The sequence below is a fragment of the Pseudarthrobacter sulfonivorans genome (assembly GCF_001484605.1).
GTDB classification, from domain to species: Bacteria; Actinomycetota; Actinomycetes; order Actinomycetales; family Micrococcaceae; genus Arthrobacter; species Arthrobacter sulfonivorans_A.
The window spans coordinates 4,923,266-4,941,399 of the sequence record NZ_CP013747.1 but is presented as its reverse complement, the minus strand read 5'-3'; the positions used below and the strand labels follow the sequence as shown (position 1 = coordinate 4,941,399).

The following is an 18,134-nucleotide window of genomic DNA, read 5'->3' as shown; positions in this document are numbered from 1 at the left end:
TCAGGATCCCGGGCGCCCAGGCCATTCCTTGCCGGCCCAGGGGTCGTAGTCGGCGATGAGCTTCTCCTGTGGCGGACGCTGCGGTTCGGGGACGTGCTGCAGGTTCACCCGCACCCGGTACCAGAGCGAGCTTGATCCGCGCATTCCGTCGACGAGTACATCGGCGGGGTGCAGGGCCGAGACGAGGTCCACGTGCCGGGACTTCCACTCATCGAGTGCCGCGAGGGCCTCGGGCTTGGTCCTGGTGCGGGCAACCTCGATGAGCGGCATCAGCGACTGCCGGCGGCCGGAGCCGTCGCCGCTGCGCGGCGGCTTCTCGGCGGGGCCGAGCTCGGCCGCCAGTGCCAGAAGTCCGTCGAGTGTGCCCACCGCGTCATCGATGCCTGCGTGGGGATCGCCCACGTCGGCGAAACGCCCGGGCACCGTGCGAACCGTGAACTGTTCCGGCCGGATGGAGCGGACCTCATCCCAGGTGAGCGGCGTCGAGACCCGGGCGTCGGGCAGGGGCCGGACTGAGTACGCGGATGCCACGGTGCGATCTTTGGCGTTCTGGTTGAAATCGACGAACACACTCTCACCGCGCTCCTCCTTCCACCACCGCGCGGTGGCGAGGCCCGGAGCGCGGTTTTCGACCTCTCGGGCGAGGGTCTCGGCGGCGAGCCGCACGTCGCGGTACGACCACTGCGCCGCGATGCGCACCAGGATGTGGAGTCCGCGCGATCCGCTCGTCTTCGGCCACCCCACCAGCCCCACGTCGTCGAGCACCTCCCGCGCGACATACGCGACATCAACGATCTGGGACCAGCCAACGCCCGGCATCGGATCGAGGTCCACCCGGAGCTCGTCCGGGTGCTCGAGGTCCTCAGCGCGCACGGGATGCGGGTTGAGGTCCAGGCAGCCAAGATTCACCACCCATGCCAAGCCAGCGGCATCCCGGATGACGGCCTCCTCGGCTGATGTCCCCGACGCGTAGTGCAACGTTGTTGTATCGATGAAGTCGGGGTGGTTTTCGGGCACGCGCTTTTGGAAGAACGGTTCAGCGTCGATGCCCTTCGGGAAGCGCTTGAGCACCATCGGCCGGCCGCCGGCGCCGCGCAGCGCACCATCCGCGACGGCGAGGTAGTAGCGGACCAGGTCGAGCTTCGTCAGCCCAGGCTCGGGGAAAACCACCTTGTCCGGACTTGAGATCCGAACCTCGGTGCCGGCAATGTCGAGGATCTCGGCCGGGGTCTTTGACGGGCTCATGGCGCCACGCTAGCAACGATCGGATGTCCCAGCCAGACCCGGTGCGGAATGGCTGCATCAAGGGGAATCGCCAAAGCGGGAGCCTCGTCCTTCATGGGGCGCGCCTAGAACAGCAGGACCACGCCGACTGCCGCCAGCCAGAGTGACCACACCACGTATGTCACCGGCGTCAGCGACGCGGCCAGCTTCCGGCCATGCGGTTCGAACGATCCCACAAATTCCAGCGAGCACAGTGCCAGCACTGCGCCGACGACGATCCCCACAATCCCGAGCCAGGCCGGAACAGCATTGCTCTGGATCATGGCCACGCCGGCGAGCACGCTCCACGCGCCGCTGAAGAGGTACCCCAGATGTTCGCCCACAGCCACGCCCAGATAGCGGTTGAAGGACTGGAAGACGATGTCCACCGCTTCCTGACGGGCTGCGGAGGCATCGGGGGCGGTCGGCGTACGGGCGAGATAGGGCACCAGGAACGGCCAGCGGATGAGTCGGAGGAACTGTACGAAGGCGGCCAGCACGCCCGCCGCCGACCCCAGCGCCAGCAGCGTTGAATCCGCGCCGGCCAGCGCGCCGGCCAGCAGGACTGCCGCCGGCGCCAGCAGCACCGCCGTCATCGCGAACGACCACCCCAGCAGCACAAGGCCTGACCCGCCGTCGCGGAAACGCTGCAGGATTTCCTGTGTGGGCTTGCGGAGGATGTCCGGATAATCGAACGTCGCGGCCAGGGCAGCGAACGCGGCACTGAATGCCAGCGGCAGGACGATCAGCAGCACAGCCGCGATCGGCGTCGACGATCACATTGGCGGTGGCCGTCCAGCCGAGGGCTTGGCCAGCTGCTCGCCGGGATCTCCTTCAGCGCATAACGGCGGCGACCGCGCTGATCTCGACCAGTGCCCCGGGCACGCCCAGCGCCGCGACTCGCGCTCCGGTCACCAGGGCCGGTTCGTCGGACGCGAGTTCCGATGCAATCGCCCCGTAAGCCGCCGCGAGGTCCACTCCATCGACGAAGAGCACTGTCCACTGCACAACGTCGCCGAGGGTAGCGCCGGCTGCGGCGAGCGCGGTCCGTGCGTTCTCGAGGGCGCGGGCAGACTGGACGGCCACGTCGCCCTCTCCGACGAGTGCACCGTCGGCGTCGACCGCGTTCTGGCCGCCGACGTAGATGGTGGTCGCGCCGGGCGGGACGATGGCGACGTGGCTGAAGGCCGGGCTCGAGATGAGCCCCTGGGGGCGGATGCGCTGTATGGATGCCATGCCTGTATGTTCTCACCGACCGCAGGCCGAGGCGACCCTCGAAACATAGCGAAAGCTTCAACGGGACGGCTGCTGACCGCCTTGAAGCATTGCGCCACCGTTCATGCGCAGTTTGCACACGCCGATACCCTGGCAGATACGCTCAATCAGTCGCGCGGCCAATGCGAATGCCGCGCCGTGAAGAATGCCGATCCATTACGCCTGGAACGAAGCGACGCGGTGGGGCGTGGGGAACCATGGCGGGAGATCAGTTCATGAAAAGCGCACCCGCCGCTCTCCGGATTCAGTATTCGGACCGGAACCTGTCGTGGTGGCCCGTACTGCTGTTCCTTCCAGCCCGGGCCCTCCTGCCCTTCCTGGCGCAGATAACAACAACGGCCGGCATCCTGTGGGCCACTGGCGACCCGACTCCCTGGGAATCCTCCCGGCGGTTGGTGGACCGTCTACGGCACGCTCACCGACGCGGGGTGCCTGGTCCTGCTGGTGCGGACGCATCCAGCTCCCCGAAGGAGGCCCTGCCGGGACGGATTCCGGGCTGGGTTCCGACGCGAAGGTGGGGATCCGGCCGGAGGATGTCCTGTTGGGCACACCGGGCCGGGCCGACGCCTGGGCATCGGAAGGGACGGCGATCCTGGTGGAGCCCAACGGTCCGCTACGGACCGTCCACGTTGATCTGGGAGATGAAGTCGTGCTGCTCTCGTGCCGCCCGGATGAGCGCCCGGATCTCCACTCCAGGGTGAGCTTGTGGGCCCTCCCCGAGAATATCCACTGGTTCAGCGGCCCCGAGGGCCTGCGGGCCGGAACGGCTGCCGGGCTGGGCCTCACGGCGGCGGCAATGGCGGGTGCCGTATGAAATTCCTGTTCTACTGGAACGGCACCATAGCCGACGACGCCGCGCGGGCATGCTACGCCACCAACGCCGCCCTGGATGCCCTCGGGGCGCCGCGCATCGATCCCCTTGAATTCGACCGCAAGTTCATCCTCCCGATGGACGAGATGTTTCTCCGGCTCGGTGTTTCCGGGGACGACCTTGCAACGGCGGCATCCCACTGGAACAAGGCCATGGCCTCACGGGACGCACCGATCCGCGGCGGTGCGGCCACATTCCTCCGGACCCTGCACGACGCCGGCGAGTACTGCGCCGTCATCTCCGCGGCCGGAGAGCAGTATCTGCGCGACGAGCTGGCGTACTTCGGCCTGACGGACTGCTTCGACGAGGTCCTCACCGGCGCCACGGACAAGGTCACAGCACTGGAGGGCCTGCGGCAGGAAGGACAGGCGCTTTACTTCGGCGACACGGAATACGACATCGCCAGCGCCGTCGCCTCAGGGTGCATCGCCGTCGGGGTTCTCAGCGGGTACTGCCCCGAAGACCGGCTGCGGTCCGCCGGAGCGCAGCACATCATCACGGACTACGAAGGAATGGACGGGGTCACTGCACGCACGCTCTTCGGCGGCTACGTGACGCCATAGCTTCCTAAACGTGGCGAAGCTCCGGTCAGGCACTAACTGACCGGAGCTTCGCCATTTAACGGAGGATGAGCGTGGACGAACCACTCATCGTCGATGCCCAAGCGACGTCGCTCTTCCTGCTTGTCCTCGTAGACTCGCCATTCGGTTAGCCCTTCGCGGGCGGCAACAGCCGTCCACAGCGCAGGTCCCTCGAGAGCGGGGAATCCCGGACACACCGTATGGCCGACGACGGTGACGCTGTTACGGCGGGCCAAGACGGCTTCGAAGATGTTCCGGTACTCGGGAAAGGAATCGAAGAAGCTGCGCCAGGCTTCGATGCAGGCAGCTTTGCCGATGAAGGCGTTACCGTCGGTGTCGATAAAGGAATGGTTGTTGGCCATAAGCCGCGCCAGCCCGTTCAGGTCCCGCGCGTTGATGCACTCGTTGAACCCCATGGCCAATGCGGCGGCGTCGTACATGCCGGAACGCTACCACCCGGTGAGTGAAAGTCGGAACCCCGGGCAACCGACACGGGAGCTATGAGGGCGGCGACCAGGAGAGCAGAATGGATTCATGGTCGACGCCGCGGTGTCCGAGGGCCTTGCGGAAGGCGAGCGCCTCCTCGCTTCTGCCGACTGGGCAGCGGCGGCGGATGCGTTCGACTCCGTGCTGGCCATCCATGACAACCCACTTGGCCACGACGGCCTGGCAACCGCCATGTGGTGGCTTCGGGACGTGGACCAGGCGATTGCGGAACGCACAGCAGCCTACGCAGGCTTTCGCCGGCTCGGAGAGGAAGCGCGGGCCTTCCGCTCGGCACTATGGCTGGCGCGCGAGTATGCGGAGACGGTAGGGAACGAGCCCGTCAGCCGTGGTTGGCTTGCCCGGGCGGAGGGCCTCGCATCCCGCCTCCCCGACGGGGTCGACGGCGGCTGGCTGGCCGTGACGCGCGGGCTGTTGCGGGCTGACCCGGCAATGGCGAGGGACGACGCCAGGACCGCGTTGGCAGTTGCGCGCAACTGCGGTGATCCGGATCTTGAGGCGACGGCCCTGGCGCTCCTGGGGCTGGGGACCATCGCCGCTGGCGACGTACCGGAGGGAATGACGCTGGTCGATGAGGCAATGGTGGTGGTAACTGCCGGCGAGCTTCGCGACAAGGTAGTTTTCGGGGACATCTGCTGCATGGTTACGCGAGCCAGCGAAGAGGCCTGCGACACCTCCCGCCTGGGCCAGTGGAACAAGATCCTCCTGCGCTTTATGCAAAGTACGGGGCACCCGGCACTACTGGAATTCTGTGGCACATGCTGCGCGGAGATCTTCCTCGCCTCCGGCGACATCGCTGGTGCCGAGGACTGGCTGGGCAAAACACTCCGCGAGCTGGAACAGGGCGGTCACCGTGCCCGGTGCGTGCACCCGGCGGCAAAGCTGGCGGAACTGCGCCTGCTGCAGGGCCGCGTGGAGGAGGCTAGCCGGCTGCTCTCGGGGTTCGACGATCGCCCAGACGCGTTGCGGGCGACGGCGGCGGTCCGGCTGGCAGCTGGTGACACAGCCGTGGCCGCGGCGCTGCTGCACCGCCGGATCCATCAGGTCGGCGAGGGGCTGCTCATCGTTCCGCTGCTGGCGCTGCTTGCCGAGGTTGAGCTCGCGCAAGACGTCCCGTTCCAGGCCCTGGCAACGGCAGGGCGCCTGGACGAGGTTGCCGCCGCCACGCGCTGGCCTCGCGCAATTGCGTCGTCGCATCTTACGGGTGGTCGCGTCGCGGCCGCCGTCGGCAATACCGCATTGGCGCAGGAGCGGCTGGACGCAGCGATCGCGATTTTCGGTGAGCTCAACATGCCGCTGGAGGCCGCAAAGGCGCGACTCGCACTGGCCGAGGCCTTGCGTGATTCGGACCGTGAGGTGGCAGTCCACGAGGCCGGCGTGGCCTTGGCGGCGTTCGACGAAGCGGGCGCCAGCGGACTGGCCGACAAAGCCGCGGCGCTCCTCCGCGCCCTGGGCGGCCCTGCTCGCACGGGACCAAAGGCACTGGGCCTACTGTCGCGGCGGGAACGCGAAGTACTGGCGCTGCTCGCCGAGGCCATGACGAACGCCGAAATCGCGGACCGCCTTTTCATCAGCGCCAAGACGGCCGAGCACCATGTGAGCAGCATCCTGGCCAAGCTGCAGCTGCGCAGCCGTGGCGAAGCCGCCGCGTTCGCCCTGCGCAGCTCCCTCATGGAATAGGGCCACAAATGGGGGATGCCCCCCATCCTTTCCCTTCGACCGCAACGCATGCTTGGAGTGTCCGCAAGACATTGCCAGGAGGTGCGGAATGACGCAGCAACGAACAGGAGCCAACGTCCTAAAACGCGAGATTACCGTGACGGTCCGCGAACACAGCACAGCCCCGGCACATACGGTTTTCGAGGTCCTCGCTGACTTGCGCCTCCATCCCGGCTGGGGAGGTGCCGAGGCGTCAACTCTGTTGTCCATCGAAGCCCCGCCAGGGCAGGCCACGGCCGGGACGGAGTTCACCTCCACGGCCGAGGACGCCATCTGCCGAATGCGGGACTCCTCAGTGGTCACGGAAGCCGTTCGACCATCAAGGTTCGAACGAGTCACGGAGTCCGCACTGGAGTCCAAGAAGAAAGGGACGCAGGCGGACTGGCTGCTGGTGCACCGGTACGAAATACATCCTGACGGAAACCAGAGCGACGTCACCTACACGTGCCGGCTGGTACGCGCGACCGCGCTGCCCGGTCCCTTGGCAATGTTTGGCATTCCAGTCCTGCGGTCACTTGCCGCGGGTGAGTGGGCACGGGCAAGCAGAGCAGGTCTGCGCCGGCTCATCGTGGCGGCGCAAAGCACAGCGCGGGCGTGACCCGCGCAAGAGACAAGAAAGGAACAAGACGATGGCAAAGCTATCAAAAGATGACGAGACCGCACGGGTGGAGCGCATGACCGGCTACGAGGGCCGCTACCGGGAGGCCGACGGCTACACAATCGCCTTCGAAAAGTTCGAAGAGGGAGGCGACTTCACCCCGTTCTACCAGGGCTTGCCGGATGACCTGTGCCAAAGCCACCACTGGGGATACGTCGTACGGGGCCGGCTCATTATGCACACGCCCGCCGGAGACGAGATCGTGGAAGCCGGCGAGGCATACTACACAGCCCCCGGCCACACCGATGAGCTTGATCCCGGGACGGAGCTGGTGGAATTCAGCCCGACTGACGAACTCGCCCGCACCCTGGCGGTCGTGGCACAGAACCTGGCATCCGACGCAAGCTGAGTCCCGAAACGGTGAGCCAACGCGGCCCCTTGAACGTCTAAACCCTCCAGGGCTAGCATTGCCGGCACGGGCGACGATGCCACACCTGTACCGATGCCATGCCAGTACAGTGCGGTGCCGCCGAGCGGCCCGGCGGAACTGATGAGCAATCGAGGAGACGGCCATGGGCGAGACAACTGTAGCGGCGTCATCAGCGGACCTGATGGTCGACCTGATCATCTCACTGGACGGGTACGCCTCGGCTGAGGGATGGCCAGGCTGGTGGGGGCTGGAGGGGCCGGAATACCTGGCGTGGCTCGGGCAGGAGGGGGAGAAGGACTACACCTTCCTCCTCGGGGCGAAGACGTACCGGCTGATGTCCAGCATGTCCGAGGAATCCGCGGCCGGTGCGTCAGGATTCTCCGAGGATGAAGGGGCCAGCCTGACCGGGCTTGCCGCCGTGCCCAAGGTCGTCTTTTCCTCCACCCTGCAGGAGCCCCTGACGTGGCCGAACACGGAGCTGGTCACCGGGGACGCGGTTCAGGCCGTGGCGGAGCTGAAACGGACCAGGACCGGAACCCTGAGCACCCTGGGCAGCCTCAGTCTCTGCCGGTCGCTGCTGACCGCTGGCCTCGTGGACAGGTTCCGGTTGGTCGTCTTCCCGGTGATTACAGGCAGCACCGGCAGGGAACGGATCTACGACGGCTATCCGGACATCTCGCTCGAGATGGTGAACAGCAGGACCTTCGACGGTCGGCTCCAGCTGCTCGAGTACATCCCCACCGTACTCAGCGGTCCGCCGGGCAGCGGTCCCACCTGAGCCAATCCGTGGGGTTCCCGCGTCAGTAGCTGGCGGGGGTTTCGCCGTCGGAGGGCTTAGTGAACGCGGCGGCGAGCGCCTCGGAGCCGCGGGCCAGGATGGCGACGTCGGCGCCCACCAGGACAAAGGCGGCGCCGGCCGCCAGGTAGCTGCGGGCGGTGGCCGGGTTGAACGCGTTGACACCCGCGGGTTTCCCGGCCGTTTTTGCGGCCGCAAGGCAGTGTTCGACGGCGGCGCGCACCTTGGGGTGTTCCTGCTGTCCCAGCACGCCCATCGAAGCCGCGAGGTCGGAGGGCCCAAGGAAGATGCCGTCCACACCGTCCACGGCCAGGATCTCCTTGACGGCCTCTACGGCCGCCGTCGATTCGATCTGCACCGTGACGCTGACGGTTTCTGACGCCCGGGCGAGGTAGCCCGGGACACGGTTCCAGCGTGAGGCCCGGGCCAGGGCGGATCCCACGCCGCGGACGCCGTGCGGCGGGTAGCGGGTGGCGGCCACCGCAGCTTCCGCCTCCTGCACCGAGTTCACCATCGGGACCAGCAGGTTCTGCACTCCCAGGTCCAGGTACTGCTTGATCAGCACGGTGTCGTTGACCGGCGGCCGGACCAGGACCTCGACCGGGTAGCCGTTGACCGCCTGGAGCTGGGCCAGGATGGATTCGAGGCCGTTGGGGCTGTGTTCGGCGTCGACCAGGAGCCAGTCCAGGCCGGATCCGGCACAAAGCTCAGCGATCAGCGGGCTGCCGGAGCAGACCCACATTCCCGCCAGGGGGCGGTCAGCCGCGGCGAGGGCGTCGCGGAACGTGTTCGCGTACTCAGGATTTCCGGGTTCTACTCGAAGCGGCATGTGATGGCCCCCAATGGTCCGTAGTCGGCGTGGACGGTGTCGCCTTTGTAGACCCACAGCGGGCGGGTGAAGGAGCCGGCGAGGATGATGTCGCCGGCTTTCATCCCATCGCCGTGGGCAGCGATCTTGTTGGCGAGCCAGTGCACGCCGTTGGCGGGGTGGTCCAGGACGCCGGCGGCAACACCGGTTTCCTCCACGGTGTGGTTTTTGTAGAGGATGGCCGAGACCCAGCGGAGGTCCACGGCGTCGGGTTTTACGGGGTTGCCGCCGATCACCATGGCGCCCATCGCGGCGTTGTCCGCGATGGTGTCCACGATGGTACGGCCCTCCATTTCGATCCGGGAGTCGAGGATCTCGAGGGCCGGCACCACGTAGTCCGTGGCGTCCAGGACGTCGAAGATGGTGCAGCCGGGTCCGGACAGGTCCTTTTTCAGCACGAACGCCAGCTCCACTTCCACCCGGGGATGGGTGTACTGGTCCCACTCCACGGAGCAGCCGGTTCCGAGCACCATGTCATCGAAGATGGCGCCGTAGTCCGGCTCGGTGATGCCGGTGGCGGCCTGCATGGCCTTGGAGGTGAGGCCGATCTTGCGGCCTACCAGCTTGCGGCCGGCGTCCTCGTTGCGCCGCCGCCACAGCTGCTGCACGGCATAGGAGTCCTCCACCGTCATCTCCGGGTAGCGGGCCGTGAGGCGGGGGACCGGGGTGCGGGTCCGGGCGGCCTCCAGGAGTTCGTCGGCGATGGCCTCAATCGTCTTCGCGTCCAGCATGGCTAGAGCTGCGCCCCGAGCTTGAAGCCCGTCCGGTCCCCTTCGGGAGCCCCGTCTTTGCGGGTGTAGGAGAAGCCGTCGGCACCCACGGTGACCGCCATTTCGCTCTTTTCCTCACGCACGACGACGGGCTGCGGCTTACCGTCGAGGTCCAGGACCAGGGAGGCCTCGGTGTACCAGGACGGGACCACGGGGTTGCCCCACCAGTCGCGGCGCTGGTTGTCGTGGACGTCCCAGGTGACGACGGGGTTGTCGGGGTCGCCGGTGTAGTAGTCCTGGGTGTAGATCTCGATCCGGTGGCCGTCGGGGTCCAGGATGTAGAGGTAGAACGCGTTGGAGACGCCGTGCCGGCCGGGGCCGCGTTCGATCCGGTCGCTGATGCGCAGGGCGCCCATCTTGTCGCAGATCTGGATGATGTTGTGCTTTTCGTGCGTGGCGAACGCGATGTGGTGCATGCGCGGGCCGTTGCCGCCGGTCAGGGCGGTGTCGTGCACGGTCTGCTTGCGGTGCATCCAGACGGCGTACGTGACGCCGTCGGAGTCCTGGATGTCCTCGGAGACGCGGAAGCCGAGGTCCTCGAGGTACTTGCGGCCGCGGGGCACGTCCGGGGTGACCTGGTTGAAGTGGTCCAGGCGGACCAGTTCGCCGGCGGAGTAGAGGTCGTAGCGCTGGGTGAGGCGCTCCACGTGCTCCACGTCGTAGAAGAACTCGTAGGGGAATCCCAGCGGGTCCTCCACACGGACGGAATCACCCACACCTTTCGTGAAGCCCTCCTTGCGGCGTTCGGTGCGGCAGCCCAGTTCCTGGTAATAAGCCTCTGCGGCGTCCACTTCGGCGGGGGACTTCACCCGGTAGGCAAAGGCGGCGACGGCGGCGATGGGTCCCTTGCGGAGCACCAGGTTGTGGTGGATAAACTCCTCGAGGGACCGCAGGTAGATGTTGTTCTCGTCTTCCTCGGTCACGTGCAGGCCGAGGACGTCCACGTAGAAGGCGCGGGATTTGGCGAGGTCGGTGACCACGATCTCCATGTAGGCGCAGCGGACAATGTCCGGGGCGGGGACGGTGGGGGTGGGAACGAAGTTCGTCATGGGGTTCTCTCTTCTTTGAAAGGGCTGGGTGGCTCAGGCGCCGAATTTGGGTGTGTGAACGGTGCCGAGGCTGATGTGCACGGCCTGCTGGTCGGTGTAGAAATCGATGGAGCGGTAGCCGCCTTCGTGGCCCAGGCCCGAGGCTTTGACGCCGCCGAACGGGGTGCGGAGGTCGCGGACATTGTGGCTGTTCAGCCAGACCATGCCGGCCTCGACGTTCTGGGAGAAGTTGTGGGCGCGGGTCAGGTTCTGGGTCCAGATGTAGGCCGCCAGGCCGTAGCGGGTGTTGTTCGCCAAGGCGAGGGCCTCGTCGTCGTTCTCGAACGGGGTGATGGCGACGACGGGGCCGAAGATTTCCTCCTGGAAGATCCGCGCGTCCGGGGCGACGTCGGCGAAGACTGTGGGTGCGATGTAGTTGCCTTCGGGGAGGTGGTCGGGGCGGCCGCCGCCGGCGAGGAGCCGGCCTTCGGACTTGCCGATCTCCACGTAGGAGGCCACCTTCGCGTAGTGCTCAGGATGGACCAATGCCCCCACCTCGGTCGTGGGGTCATGCGGGTCCCCGACCACGATGTTTTTGGCCCGGGCGGCGTACTTTTCGCAGAACTCGTCGTAGATGGCGCGTTCGACGAGGATGCGGGAGCCCGCGGTGCAGCGTTCGCCGTTGAGGGAGAAGACGCCGAACAAGGCGGAGTCGATCGCGGCGTCCAGGTCGGCGTCGGCAAAGACCACACACGGGGACTTGCCGCCCAGCTCCATGGACAGGCCCTTAAGGTTTGCTGCAGCGTTGCGGAAGATGGTCTGCCCGGTGGTGGTCTCGCCGGTGAAGGAGATCAGCGGGACGTCCGGGTGCTTGACCAGTGCATCGCCGGCCTCCTCGCCGAGGCCGTTGACCAGGTTGAACACACCGTCCGGGAGGCCGGCGTCCTTGAAGATCTGAGCCCAGAGCGAGGCGGAGAGCGGAGTGAACTCGGCGGGCTTGAGGACCACTGTGTTCCCGGTGGCCAACGCGGGGGCGAGTTTCCAGGACTCCAGCATGAAGGGGGTGTTCCACGGGGTGATGAGGCCGGCGACGCCGATTGGCTTGCGGTTCACGTAGTTGATCTGGGCGCCGGGGACCTTCATGGCGTCGTCGAACTGGGCCACGATCAGGTCCGCGAAGAACCGGAAGTTCTCCGCCGCGCGCAGGGCCTGGCCCTTGGCCTGGGTGATCGGCAGGCCGGTGTCGAATGTCTCCAGTTCGGCAAGGCGCGCTTCCTGGGCCTCGACGGCGTCGGCGATCCTGTTCAGGACACGCGCACGTTCCCGCGGCTTCATCCGCGGCCACGGGCCGTTCACGAACGCATCGCGGGCTGCGGCGACGGCGAGGTCGATGTCCTCCTTCTGGCCGGCGGCGGCTGTGGCGTAGTTCTGGTTGGAGACCGGGTCCAGGACATCAAAGGTCGCCCCGCCTACGGAGTCAACGAACTGGCCGTTGATGTAGTGCTGGATGTGGGTGGGGAGGTCCTGCGGCACGTAATGCTTCGTGGTCTGCTCGGCGGCGAACGTCATTGTTGTCTTCCTTTACTTCTGATGCAACGCGGGGTCACTTCTTGCCCATGCGGGGCCGTTTATCGGGCGTTAAGTGACCCCGCGTTGCTTGCGGTCTTGGCTTGGGCGAGGTACGCGTCCAGGGTGGCGGCGCGGTGCCGGCGGGCGGATTTCTCAATCTCTTCCGCGCCGGCGCCGGCCTCGATAAGCCGGAGCAGCGCTTCGTGTTCGTGCACCGATTCGTGGGCACGGCCGGGAACGAACCGGAAGGTTGAGGACCGGAGCGAGGCGAGCCGGTTCCAGCCCCGGTGGACCAGGTCCAGGATGTGCGGGTTGGGGCAGCGCTCAAAGAGGATGCTGTGGAAGTCCTGGTTCAGCGCCGTGAAACGGACGGGGTCGAAGTGCTGGAGGCATTCCCGCATGTCCTCGTTCACGGCCCGGGCGCGTGCAATGTCCGCCGGGCCAATCAGCGGCGCGGACAATGCGGTGGCGGCTCCTTCGACGATGGTCAGTGTTTGCATCGTGTAGAGGTACTCGGTGGGGTCGATCCCGGAGACCGTAGCGCCGACGTTCCGCTCGAACGTCACCAGTCCTTCGGCCTCAAGGCGCCGGATCGCTTCACGGACCGGGACCACGCTGACGCCCAGATCCTTGGCGATGGCACCCAGGACCAGCCGGTAGCCGGGGGAGTAGGTCCCGTCCACGATCCGTGCCTTGACGGCCGCGTAGGCCTGTTCGGATTTGCTGCCTGTCGCCATCAACGTCTCAGTCATTGGCTTTGCCTGCTTCCCATGCCTCATACTTCATCCGCCAGGTCGCGTTCAGCGGGTAGAGACCGTCCACGCTGTGGCCCTGTGCCACCATTTCCGCGATAAAGACTTCCTCGCGCTCCTGGATGATGGACTCGTCCGCGAGCTCATCGGCCAAGGCCGGCGGGATCACCAGGATGCCGTCCGCGTCCGCGACGATGATGTCCCCGGGCTGCACGGTGGTGCCGCCGCAGGCGATGGTGATGTCGGTGTCCCAGGGGATGTGCCGGCGCCCCAGGACGGCGGGGTGCGGATTGGCGTAGTACGTAGGCATGTCCATGGCCGCGACGGCGGAGAAGTCCCGGACGCCGCCGTCGGTGATGATGGCCGCGGCGCCGCGGACCTGGGCGCGCAGGGCCAGGATGTCACCGATGGTGCCGGTGCCCTTCTCGCCGCGGGCCTCCATGACCAGGATCTCGCCCTCGTTGACGGAATCGATGGCCTTCTTCTGGGCGTTGAAACCGCCGCCGTGGGTCTTGAACAGGTCCTCGCGGTTGGGCACAAACCGCAGCGTCCGGGCCAGGCCCACGATCCGCTTTTCCGGGCGGGTGGAAGTCAGGCCGTCGATGCTGACGTTGTTCAGGCCGCGCTTGCGCAGCTGGGAGGAGAGCGTGGCGGTGCAGACGCTTTCCAGTTTGGCCTTCAGCTCAGGGGGCAGGACGCGCCCGACGGCGGCGCCCTCCACAGGTGCAAGGCCCGCCGCTGCCCGCGAACCGTACGCCTCCTCCCGCTGCACGTCATCAGCCATGGGCTGCGCACCAAAGTCAGCGAACGCCGTCGTGCCTTCCTCCACCCGGGTGACCAGCCGTCCGGTGGTGAGTTCAGCGCCGCCGGTGGCTCCCGTCGTCGTGCTGACCTCAACCTCGACGACGTCGCCGGGCTTGGCCACGGAGGCGCCGGCGGGGGTGCCGGTCAGGATGATGTCGCCCTCCTCGAGGGTCAGGAGCTGGGAGAGGTCGGCGATGAGTCGCGCGAACGGGAAGAGCAGGTCCGCGGTGGTGTCGTCCTGGACGAGGTCGCCGTTGTGCCAGGTGCGGATACGCAGTTTGGCGGGGTCCACGGCATCGGCGGGGATCAGCCCAGGACCGATCGGGGTGAAGCCGTCGCCGCCCTTGGACCGGAGGTTGGAACCCTTGTCCGCGTAGCGGAGATCGTAGACGCCGAGGTCGTTGCTGGCGGTCACCCACTCGACATGGCTCCAGGCGTCCTCCACACCCACGCGGCGGGCGGGCTTGCCGATGATCAGGGCGACCTCGCCCTCAAAGCCGAGGAGTTCGCAACCGGCCGGACGCTCCACAACGGAAGGGGCCTCGGCCGAACCATGCGCCAGCGAGGAGGGGGGCTTCAGGAAGTAGGAGGGCTGCTCCGGCGTGCGGCCACGCTGGGCTGCCCGGCTGGGGTAATTGATGTGCACCGCGATGACCTTCCGGGCCGCGGCCAGGGTGTGCTCGGTGACCTGATCCAAGTGCTGCTCCTCATCGAGTACGAAATCGTATACGAAGCAATATTGCAGATATCCCTTGCGGCGTCAATGGGTGTGGTCAATTGTGTGATCGTTGCCAGGCGGTGCCGGTCGGTGCTGTCGTCGGCGTCGGAACCCCTACGGTGTCGGCTAGAAAGTGCCCGAGACGAGTAAGTCTCAGGGACAAGGCCTTCGTCTGAGAAAACGTGCGTTTGCATCCCCGGGACGATATCTGTGTTTTGGGCGCTTACTGCGAGCCAACGACCGTTCGCCTGGCGGGCGGCCGTGAAAGTGATGACTCCGCGCCTCGTCCCTGATTTCTTACCCTCGGGGTCAATCTGCCCGGTCACCGTCCACCTCGCGTGAACCACTGCCGCATCGGACCCGAGGTCGCGGACCCGGACGCGCTCCAGCACCATAACGGTGTCCGGGAACATGCGCCGGAAACCAATGGCATGGTTTTCGCGGATCTGCTTCCGGTTCGTCCACCAAAGACCGACAACGTTAACGAAGTCGGCGTCCTCTACAAAGAGGGCCGCCAAGGCCTCCGGATCCGCCGCGTTCCAGGCAGCAGCGAACTCTTCGGCGATCCCACGTGGGTTACTGGGCATCGGATATGGCACTTTCGGGCTCTTGGGGACTTCATCCTTACAGGAGAACCTTAGCGACCCACCTCGGTGCTGACTGGAGGTCGGCTAGCTGGAGGTCGAAGACACGGCGGCCCGGCTGTCCTGGGCAATATGCCCGCAGGCCCGCGCGTACTGCTCGCCGATGACGGGCTGAAAGTCCGACGCCGGTGCCGCGGCAAGTGCCACAGGCCAGTCGGGACGGGCTCCCGTGAGTGCCCAGGCGGCCTGTGCTGCGGCGCCGCGGGCCACGTATTCGCCGGGACTTGGCACCACCACCGGCAGGTCAAACACCTGGGATGCGATCTTCTGTACCGCCGGGTTCTGCACGGCTCCGCCGATCAGCAGCAGCCGCCCTGCCGGATAGCCCAACGCCTGCAAGGCTGCCAGGCCACCGGACAATCCGCACAGCATCCCTTCGATGGCCGCCCGGGCAATGTTGCTCCGGGTGGCGGACGCGATGCTGAGACCGTGCAGGCTGGCCTTGGCTTGCGGCAGGTTGGGGGTGCGTTCGCCCTCAAAATAGGGCACCAGAACCACGCCGCCTGCCCCGGGAGCCGCTTCCAGTGCCAGCCGGGAGAGCTCATCAAAACCGATGTCCAGCAGCGCGGCCATTGAGCTCAGCACCCTGGCGGCGTTCAGCGTCACGGCGATGGGCAGATAGTCGCCGCCTGCGCCTGCGAAGCCGGCAACTGTTCCGCTGGGATCATGGCCAGCTTCGGATGCGACGGCGAAGACAGTTCCACTGGTGCCGACCGAGACCACCACATCCCCGGGCCTGGCACCCAGACCCAAAGCTGCGGCTGCGTTATCCCCGGCGCCGGCGCCGAGGAGGATCTCACCCCGCTCGCCACCGCCTGCGCCACCGGCATCTGCGACAGCATCGGTACTGGGATCGGTCCCAGTGTCTGCGCCGGCGTTGCTCCCGGCAAAACAGAGTGGATGAACACGGCCGGCAGCTTCGCCGGCAGCCAGCACGCGCGGCAGGATGACAGCGCCCCCGGCCGCGGGGGCAGCCGAAACAGGTGCAGGTCCAGCCGCTTCCGGCTCTTGACGGGCTTCGCGTGCGTCCCTGCCGAAGGCCAGCCGGAACAGCTCCACGTCATAGCTGCCGGAAGCGGGGCTCCAGTAGCCGGTCCCGCTGGCATCCGAGCGGTCCGTGGTGAGCGCGTCCAGATCCGGGCCCAGCGGGCTGGCCCCGGCCGGACCGTATCCGCGCAGACGCCAGCTCAGCCAGTCATGGGGGAGGGCGACGGCGGCCACCCTGGCCACATTTTCGGGCTCGTTGTCCCTGACCCAGCGGACCTTGGTGACCGTGAAGGATGCCACGGGCACCAGCCCGGTCCGCCGGGCAAATTCCTCGGCCCCTACTTCGTCGATCAGTGCCGCTGCAGCTGCCGCGGAGCGGGTGTCATTCCACAGGAGCGCGGGCCGCACCACGTTGCCGTCGCGGTCCAGCAGCACCATGCCGTGCTGCTGGCCCGCGACGGACAGCGCGTCCACGTCTGCCAGCCCGCCCGCGTCGTCGATGGCCACGGAAAGCGCCCGCCACCAATGGTCCGGATGGACTTCCGTCCCGTCCGGGTGGCTCGCCCGCCCTTCGCGGACAAGGACACCGCTTTGGGCATCCAGGACCGTAACCTTGCAACTTTGGGTGGAGGAGTCAACCCCGGCAACCAGCGTCATGGGATTAGCGCGCTCCGAGAAGGTGCTCGATGAAGAGCTGCTGCAGCCTCACGAAGCCGAAGCCCTTGCCGCCAAAGTAGGCGTCGGCGTCGAAGTCCTCGTAGGAAGCACGGTCCGCGCGAAGCTGCTCGTAGCCTTCGCCCGGGTTGAGGGTGGGCTCGTTGATTTCCGCCACGCGGGAAGCCTGCAGCGCGTCCTGCACCTCCGGGTCTGCGCGGAAGGCCTTCGCGCGTTCCTTCAGCAGCAGGTAGGTCTGCATGTTGGCGGCGGCGGAGTCCCACACACCGTCGATATCCTCGGTGCGGCTGGGCTTGTAGTCGAAGTGGCGCGGGCCGCTGTAGGCGGGTCCGCCGTCGGGGCCGCCGTTTTCGAGCAGGTCCACCAGGGAGAACGCGTTCTGCAGGTCGCCGTGGCCGAACACCAGGTCCTGGTCGAACTTGATGCTGCGCTGGCCGTTGAGGTCGATATGGAACAGCTTGCCCTGGTACAGGGCCTGGGCGATGCCGTGGGTGAAGTTCAGGCCGGCCATCTGCTCGTGGCCGGTTTCGGGGTTGACGCCCACGAGTTCCGGACGTTCCAGGGTCTCGATGAACGCGAGGGCGTGTCCCAGGGTGGGGAGCAGGATGTCGCCGCGGGGTTCGTTCGGCTTCGGTTCGATGGCGAAGCGGATGTTGTAGCCCTTGTCCGTAACGTAGTCGCCGAGCAGATTCACGGCCTCACGGTAACGCTCCAGGGCGCCGCGGATGTCCTTGGCGGCGTCATACTCGCTGCCCTCACGGCCGCCCCACATCACGAACGTTTCGGCGCCGAGTTCAGCCGCGAGGTCGATGTTGTCCAGCACTTTGCGCAAGGCGAAGCGGCGGACGCCGCGGTCGTTGCTGGTGAAGCCGCCGTCCTTAAAAACCGGGTGGCTGAACAGATTGGTGGTGACCATGGGAACGATCATCCCCGTGGACTTGAGCGCGCCGCTCAGCCGGTCAATCTCACGCTGGCGATCAGCTGCCGAGCAGCCAAAGGGAAAGAGATCGTTGTCGTGGAAGGTGATGCCGTAGGCACCCAGATCGCTCAGCTTGTTGACGGCTTCGACCGTGTCCAGGGGCGGGCGGGTGGCGGAGCCGAACTGGTCATGGGCCTCCCAGCCGACCGTCCAGAGGCCGAAGGAAAACTTGTCTTCGCGGGTGGGCTGAATCGTCATTGAATGCTCCGTTGCTAGGTATGAAAGGAGTGCGTGCCGCATCCTTTGGTGAGCCACAGCTATTTTGTTCTGCACACAAACATATTATGATTATCCGTAATGTCA

19 protein-coding genes are annotated in these 18,134 nt (G+C 66.6%); 6 read left to right on the top strand and 13 right to left on the bottom strand.

Features of this window, described 5'->3' with window-relative positions; translation table 11 throughout:
* The 3 genes from ligD to AU252_RS22465 all read right to left on the bottom strand — a co-directional run bounded on the left by ligD (position 1) and on the right by AU252_RS22465 (position 2,499).
* Positions 1–1,245 (bottom strand): non-homologous end-joining DNA ligase, encoded by a 1,245-nt coding sequence (gene ligD, locus AU252_RS22475; protein WP_058932600.1) that lies wholly within the window; start codon positions 1,243–1,245, stop codon positions 1–3.
* Positions 1,246–1,349: 104 nt separating this feature from the next.
* A complete protein-coding gene (locus AU252_RS22470; RefSeq protein WP_205630606.1) occupies positions 1,350–2,018 on the bottom strand; it encodes a DUF4386 domain-containing protein in 669 nt (222 codons plus the stop codon).
* A 79-nt stretch (positions 2,019–2,097) separates the two neighbouring features.
* Positions 2,098–2,499 carry a RidA family protein gene (locus tag AU252_RS22465; protein WP_058932598.1) on the bottom strand — a complete coding sequence of 134 codons (402 nt, stop codon included), beginning with the start codon at positions 2,497–2,499 and terminating at the stop codon, positions 2,098–2,100.
* Positions 2,500–2,809: 310 nt separating this feature from the next.
* Between AU252_RS22465 and AU252_RS24025 the strand changes: the two genes are divergently transcribed.
* Positions 2,810–3,352, top strand: coding sequence for a TOBE domain-containing protein (locus tag AU252_RS24025; protein ID WP_157769052.1), 543 nt, complete (start codon positions 2,810–2,812; stop codon positions 3,350–3,352).
* Entirely contained in the window at positions 3,349–3,972 is a 624-nt protein-coding gene (locus AU252_RS22455) for an HAD family hydrolase (RefSeq protein WP_058932596.1), read from the top strand. The genes AU252_RS24025 and AU252_RS22455 overlap by 4 nt, the downstream gene beginning before the upstream one ends.
* A gap of 32 nt (positions 3,973–4,004) precedes the next feature.
* On the opposite strand, the gene AU252_RS22450 is transcribed toward AU252_RS22455, so the two are convergent.
* The gene (locus tag AU252_RS22450) at positions 4,005–4,430 is read right to left on the bottom strand and encodes a nuclear transport factor 2 family protein (RefSeq protein ID WP_058932595.1); all 426 of its coding nucleotides are present in this window, start codon (positions 4,428–4,430) and stop codon (positions 4,005–4,007) included.
* 94 nt (positions 4,431–4,524) lie between these two features.
* Between AU252_RS22450 and AU252_RS22445 the strand changes: the two genes are divergently transcribed.
* The 4 genes from AU252_RS22445 to AU252_RS22430 all read left to right on the top strand — a co-directional run bounded on the left by AU252_RS22445 (position 4,525) and on the right by AU252_RS22430 (position 8,019).
* Positions 4,525–6,174 (top strand): helix-turn-helix transcriptional regulator, encoded by a 1,650-nt coding sequence (locus AU252_RS22445; RefSeq protein ID WP_058932594.1) that lies wholly within the window; start codon positions 4,525–4,527, stop codon positions 6,172–6,174.
* A gap of 88 nt (positions 6,175–6,262) precedes the next feature.
* The gene (locus AU252_RS22440) at positions 6,263–6,811 is read left to right on the top strand and encodes an SRPBCC family protein (protein WP_058932593.1); all 549 of its coding nucleotides are present in this window, start codon (positions 6,263–6,265) and stop codon (positions 6,809–6,811) included.
* A gap of 31 nt (positions 6,812–6,842) precedes the next feature.
* Positions 6,843–7,220, top strand: coding sequence for a hypothetical protein (locus AU252_RS22435; protein ID WP_058932592.1), 378 nt, complete (start codon positions 6,843–6,845; stop codon positions 7,218–7,220).
* A 163-nt stretch (positions 7,221–7,383) separates the two neighbouring features.
* Positions 7,384–8,019, top strand: coding sequence for a dihydrofolate reductase family protein (locus tag AU252_RS22430; protein ID WP_058932591.1), 636 nt, complete (start codon positions 7,384–7,386; stop codon positions 8,017–8,019).
* Positions 8,020–8,041: 22 nt separating this feature from the next.
* Here AU252_RS22430 and AU252_RS22425 read toward each other — a convergent pair whose 3' ends face one another.
* The 9 genes from AU252_RS22425 to xylA all read right to left on the bottom strand — a co-directional run bounded on the left by AU252_RS22425 (position 8,042) and on the right by xylA (position 18,029).
* Complete coding sequence (locus tag AU252_RS22425; protein WP_083510518.1) at positions 8,042–8,866, bottom strand: HpcH/HpaI aldolase family protein; 825 nt, start codon at positions 8,864–8,866, stop codon at positions 8,042–8,044.
* Positions 8,851–9,636 (bottom strand): 2-oxo-hept-4-ene-1,7-dioate hydratase, encoded by a 786-nt coding sequence (gene hpaH / locus AU252_RS22420; protein ID WP_058932589.1) that lies wholly within the window; start codon positions 9,634–9,636, stop codon positions 8,851–8,853. The genes AU252_RS22425 and hpaH overlap by 16 nt, the downstream gene beginning before the upstream one ends.
* A 2-nt stretch (positions 9,637–9,638) precedes the next feature.
* On the bottom strand, positions 9,639–10,724 hold the full coding sequence (hpaD, locus tag AU252_RS22415; RefSeq protein ID WP_058932588.1) for a 3,4-dihydroxyphenylacetate 2,3-dioxygenase: 1,086 nt from the start codon (positions 10,722–10,724) through the stop codon (positions 9,639–9,641).
* Between the two features lie 33 nt (positions 10,725–10,757).
* Positions 10,758–12,272 carry a 5-carboxymethyl-2-hydroxymuconate semialdehyde dehydrogenase gene (hpaE, locus tag AU252_RS22410; RefSeq protein ID WP_058932587.1) on the bottom strand — a complete coding sequence of 505 codons (1,515 nt, stop codon included), beginning with the start codon at positions 12,270–12,272 and terminating at the stop codon, positions 10,758–10,760.
* A gap of 59 nt (positions 12,273–12,331) precedes the next feature.
* Positions 12,332–13,024 carry a GntR family transcriptional regulator gene (locus AU252_RS22405; protein ID WP_058932586.1) on the bottom strand — a complete coding sequence of 231 codons (693 nt, stop codon included), beginning with the start codon at positions 13,022–13,024 and terminating at the stop codon, positions 12,332–12,334.
* A complete protein-coding gene (locus tag AU252_RS22400; RefSeq protein ID WP_240484427.1) occupies positions 13,017–14,501 on the bottom strand; it encodes a fumarylacetoacetate hydrolase family protein in 1,485 nt (494 codons plus the stop codon). The genes AU252_RS22405 and AU252_RS22400 overlap by 8 nt, the downstream gene beginning before the upstream one ends.
* Positions 14,405–15,133: an SgcJ/EcaC family oxidoreductase gene (locus AU252_RS24715; RefSeq protein ID WP_240484256.1), complete on the bottom strand. Its 729-nt coding sequence runs from the start codon at positions 15,131–15,133 to the stop codon at positions 14,405–14,407. The genes AU252_RS22400 and AU252_RS24715 overlap by 97 nt, the downstream gene beginning before the upstream one ends.
* Positions 15,134–15,217: 84 nt before the next feature.
* Positions 15,218–16,834 carry an FGGY family carbohydrate kinase gene (locus AU252_RS22395; RefSeq protein WP_058932584.1) on the bottom strand — a complete coding sequence of 539 codons (1,617 nt, stop codon included), beginning with the start codon at positions 16,832–16,834 and terminating at the stop codon, positions 15,218–15,220.
* Between the two features lie 4 nt (positions 16,835–16,838).
* Complete coding sequence (xylA, locus tag AU252_RS22390) at positions 16,839–18,029, bottom strand: xylose isomerase (protein WP_058932583.1); 1,191 nt, start codon at positions 18,027–18,029, stop codon at positions 16,839–16,841.
* Between the last annotated feature and the right edge of the window lie 105 nt (positions 18,030–18,134).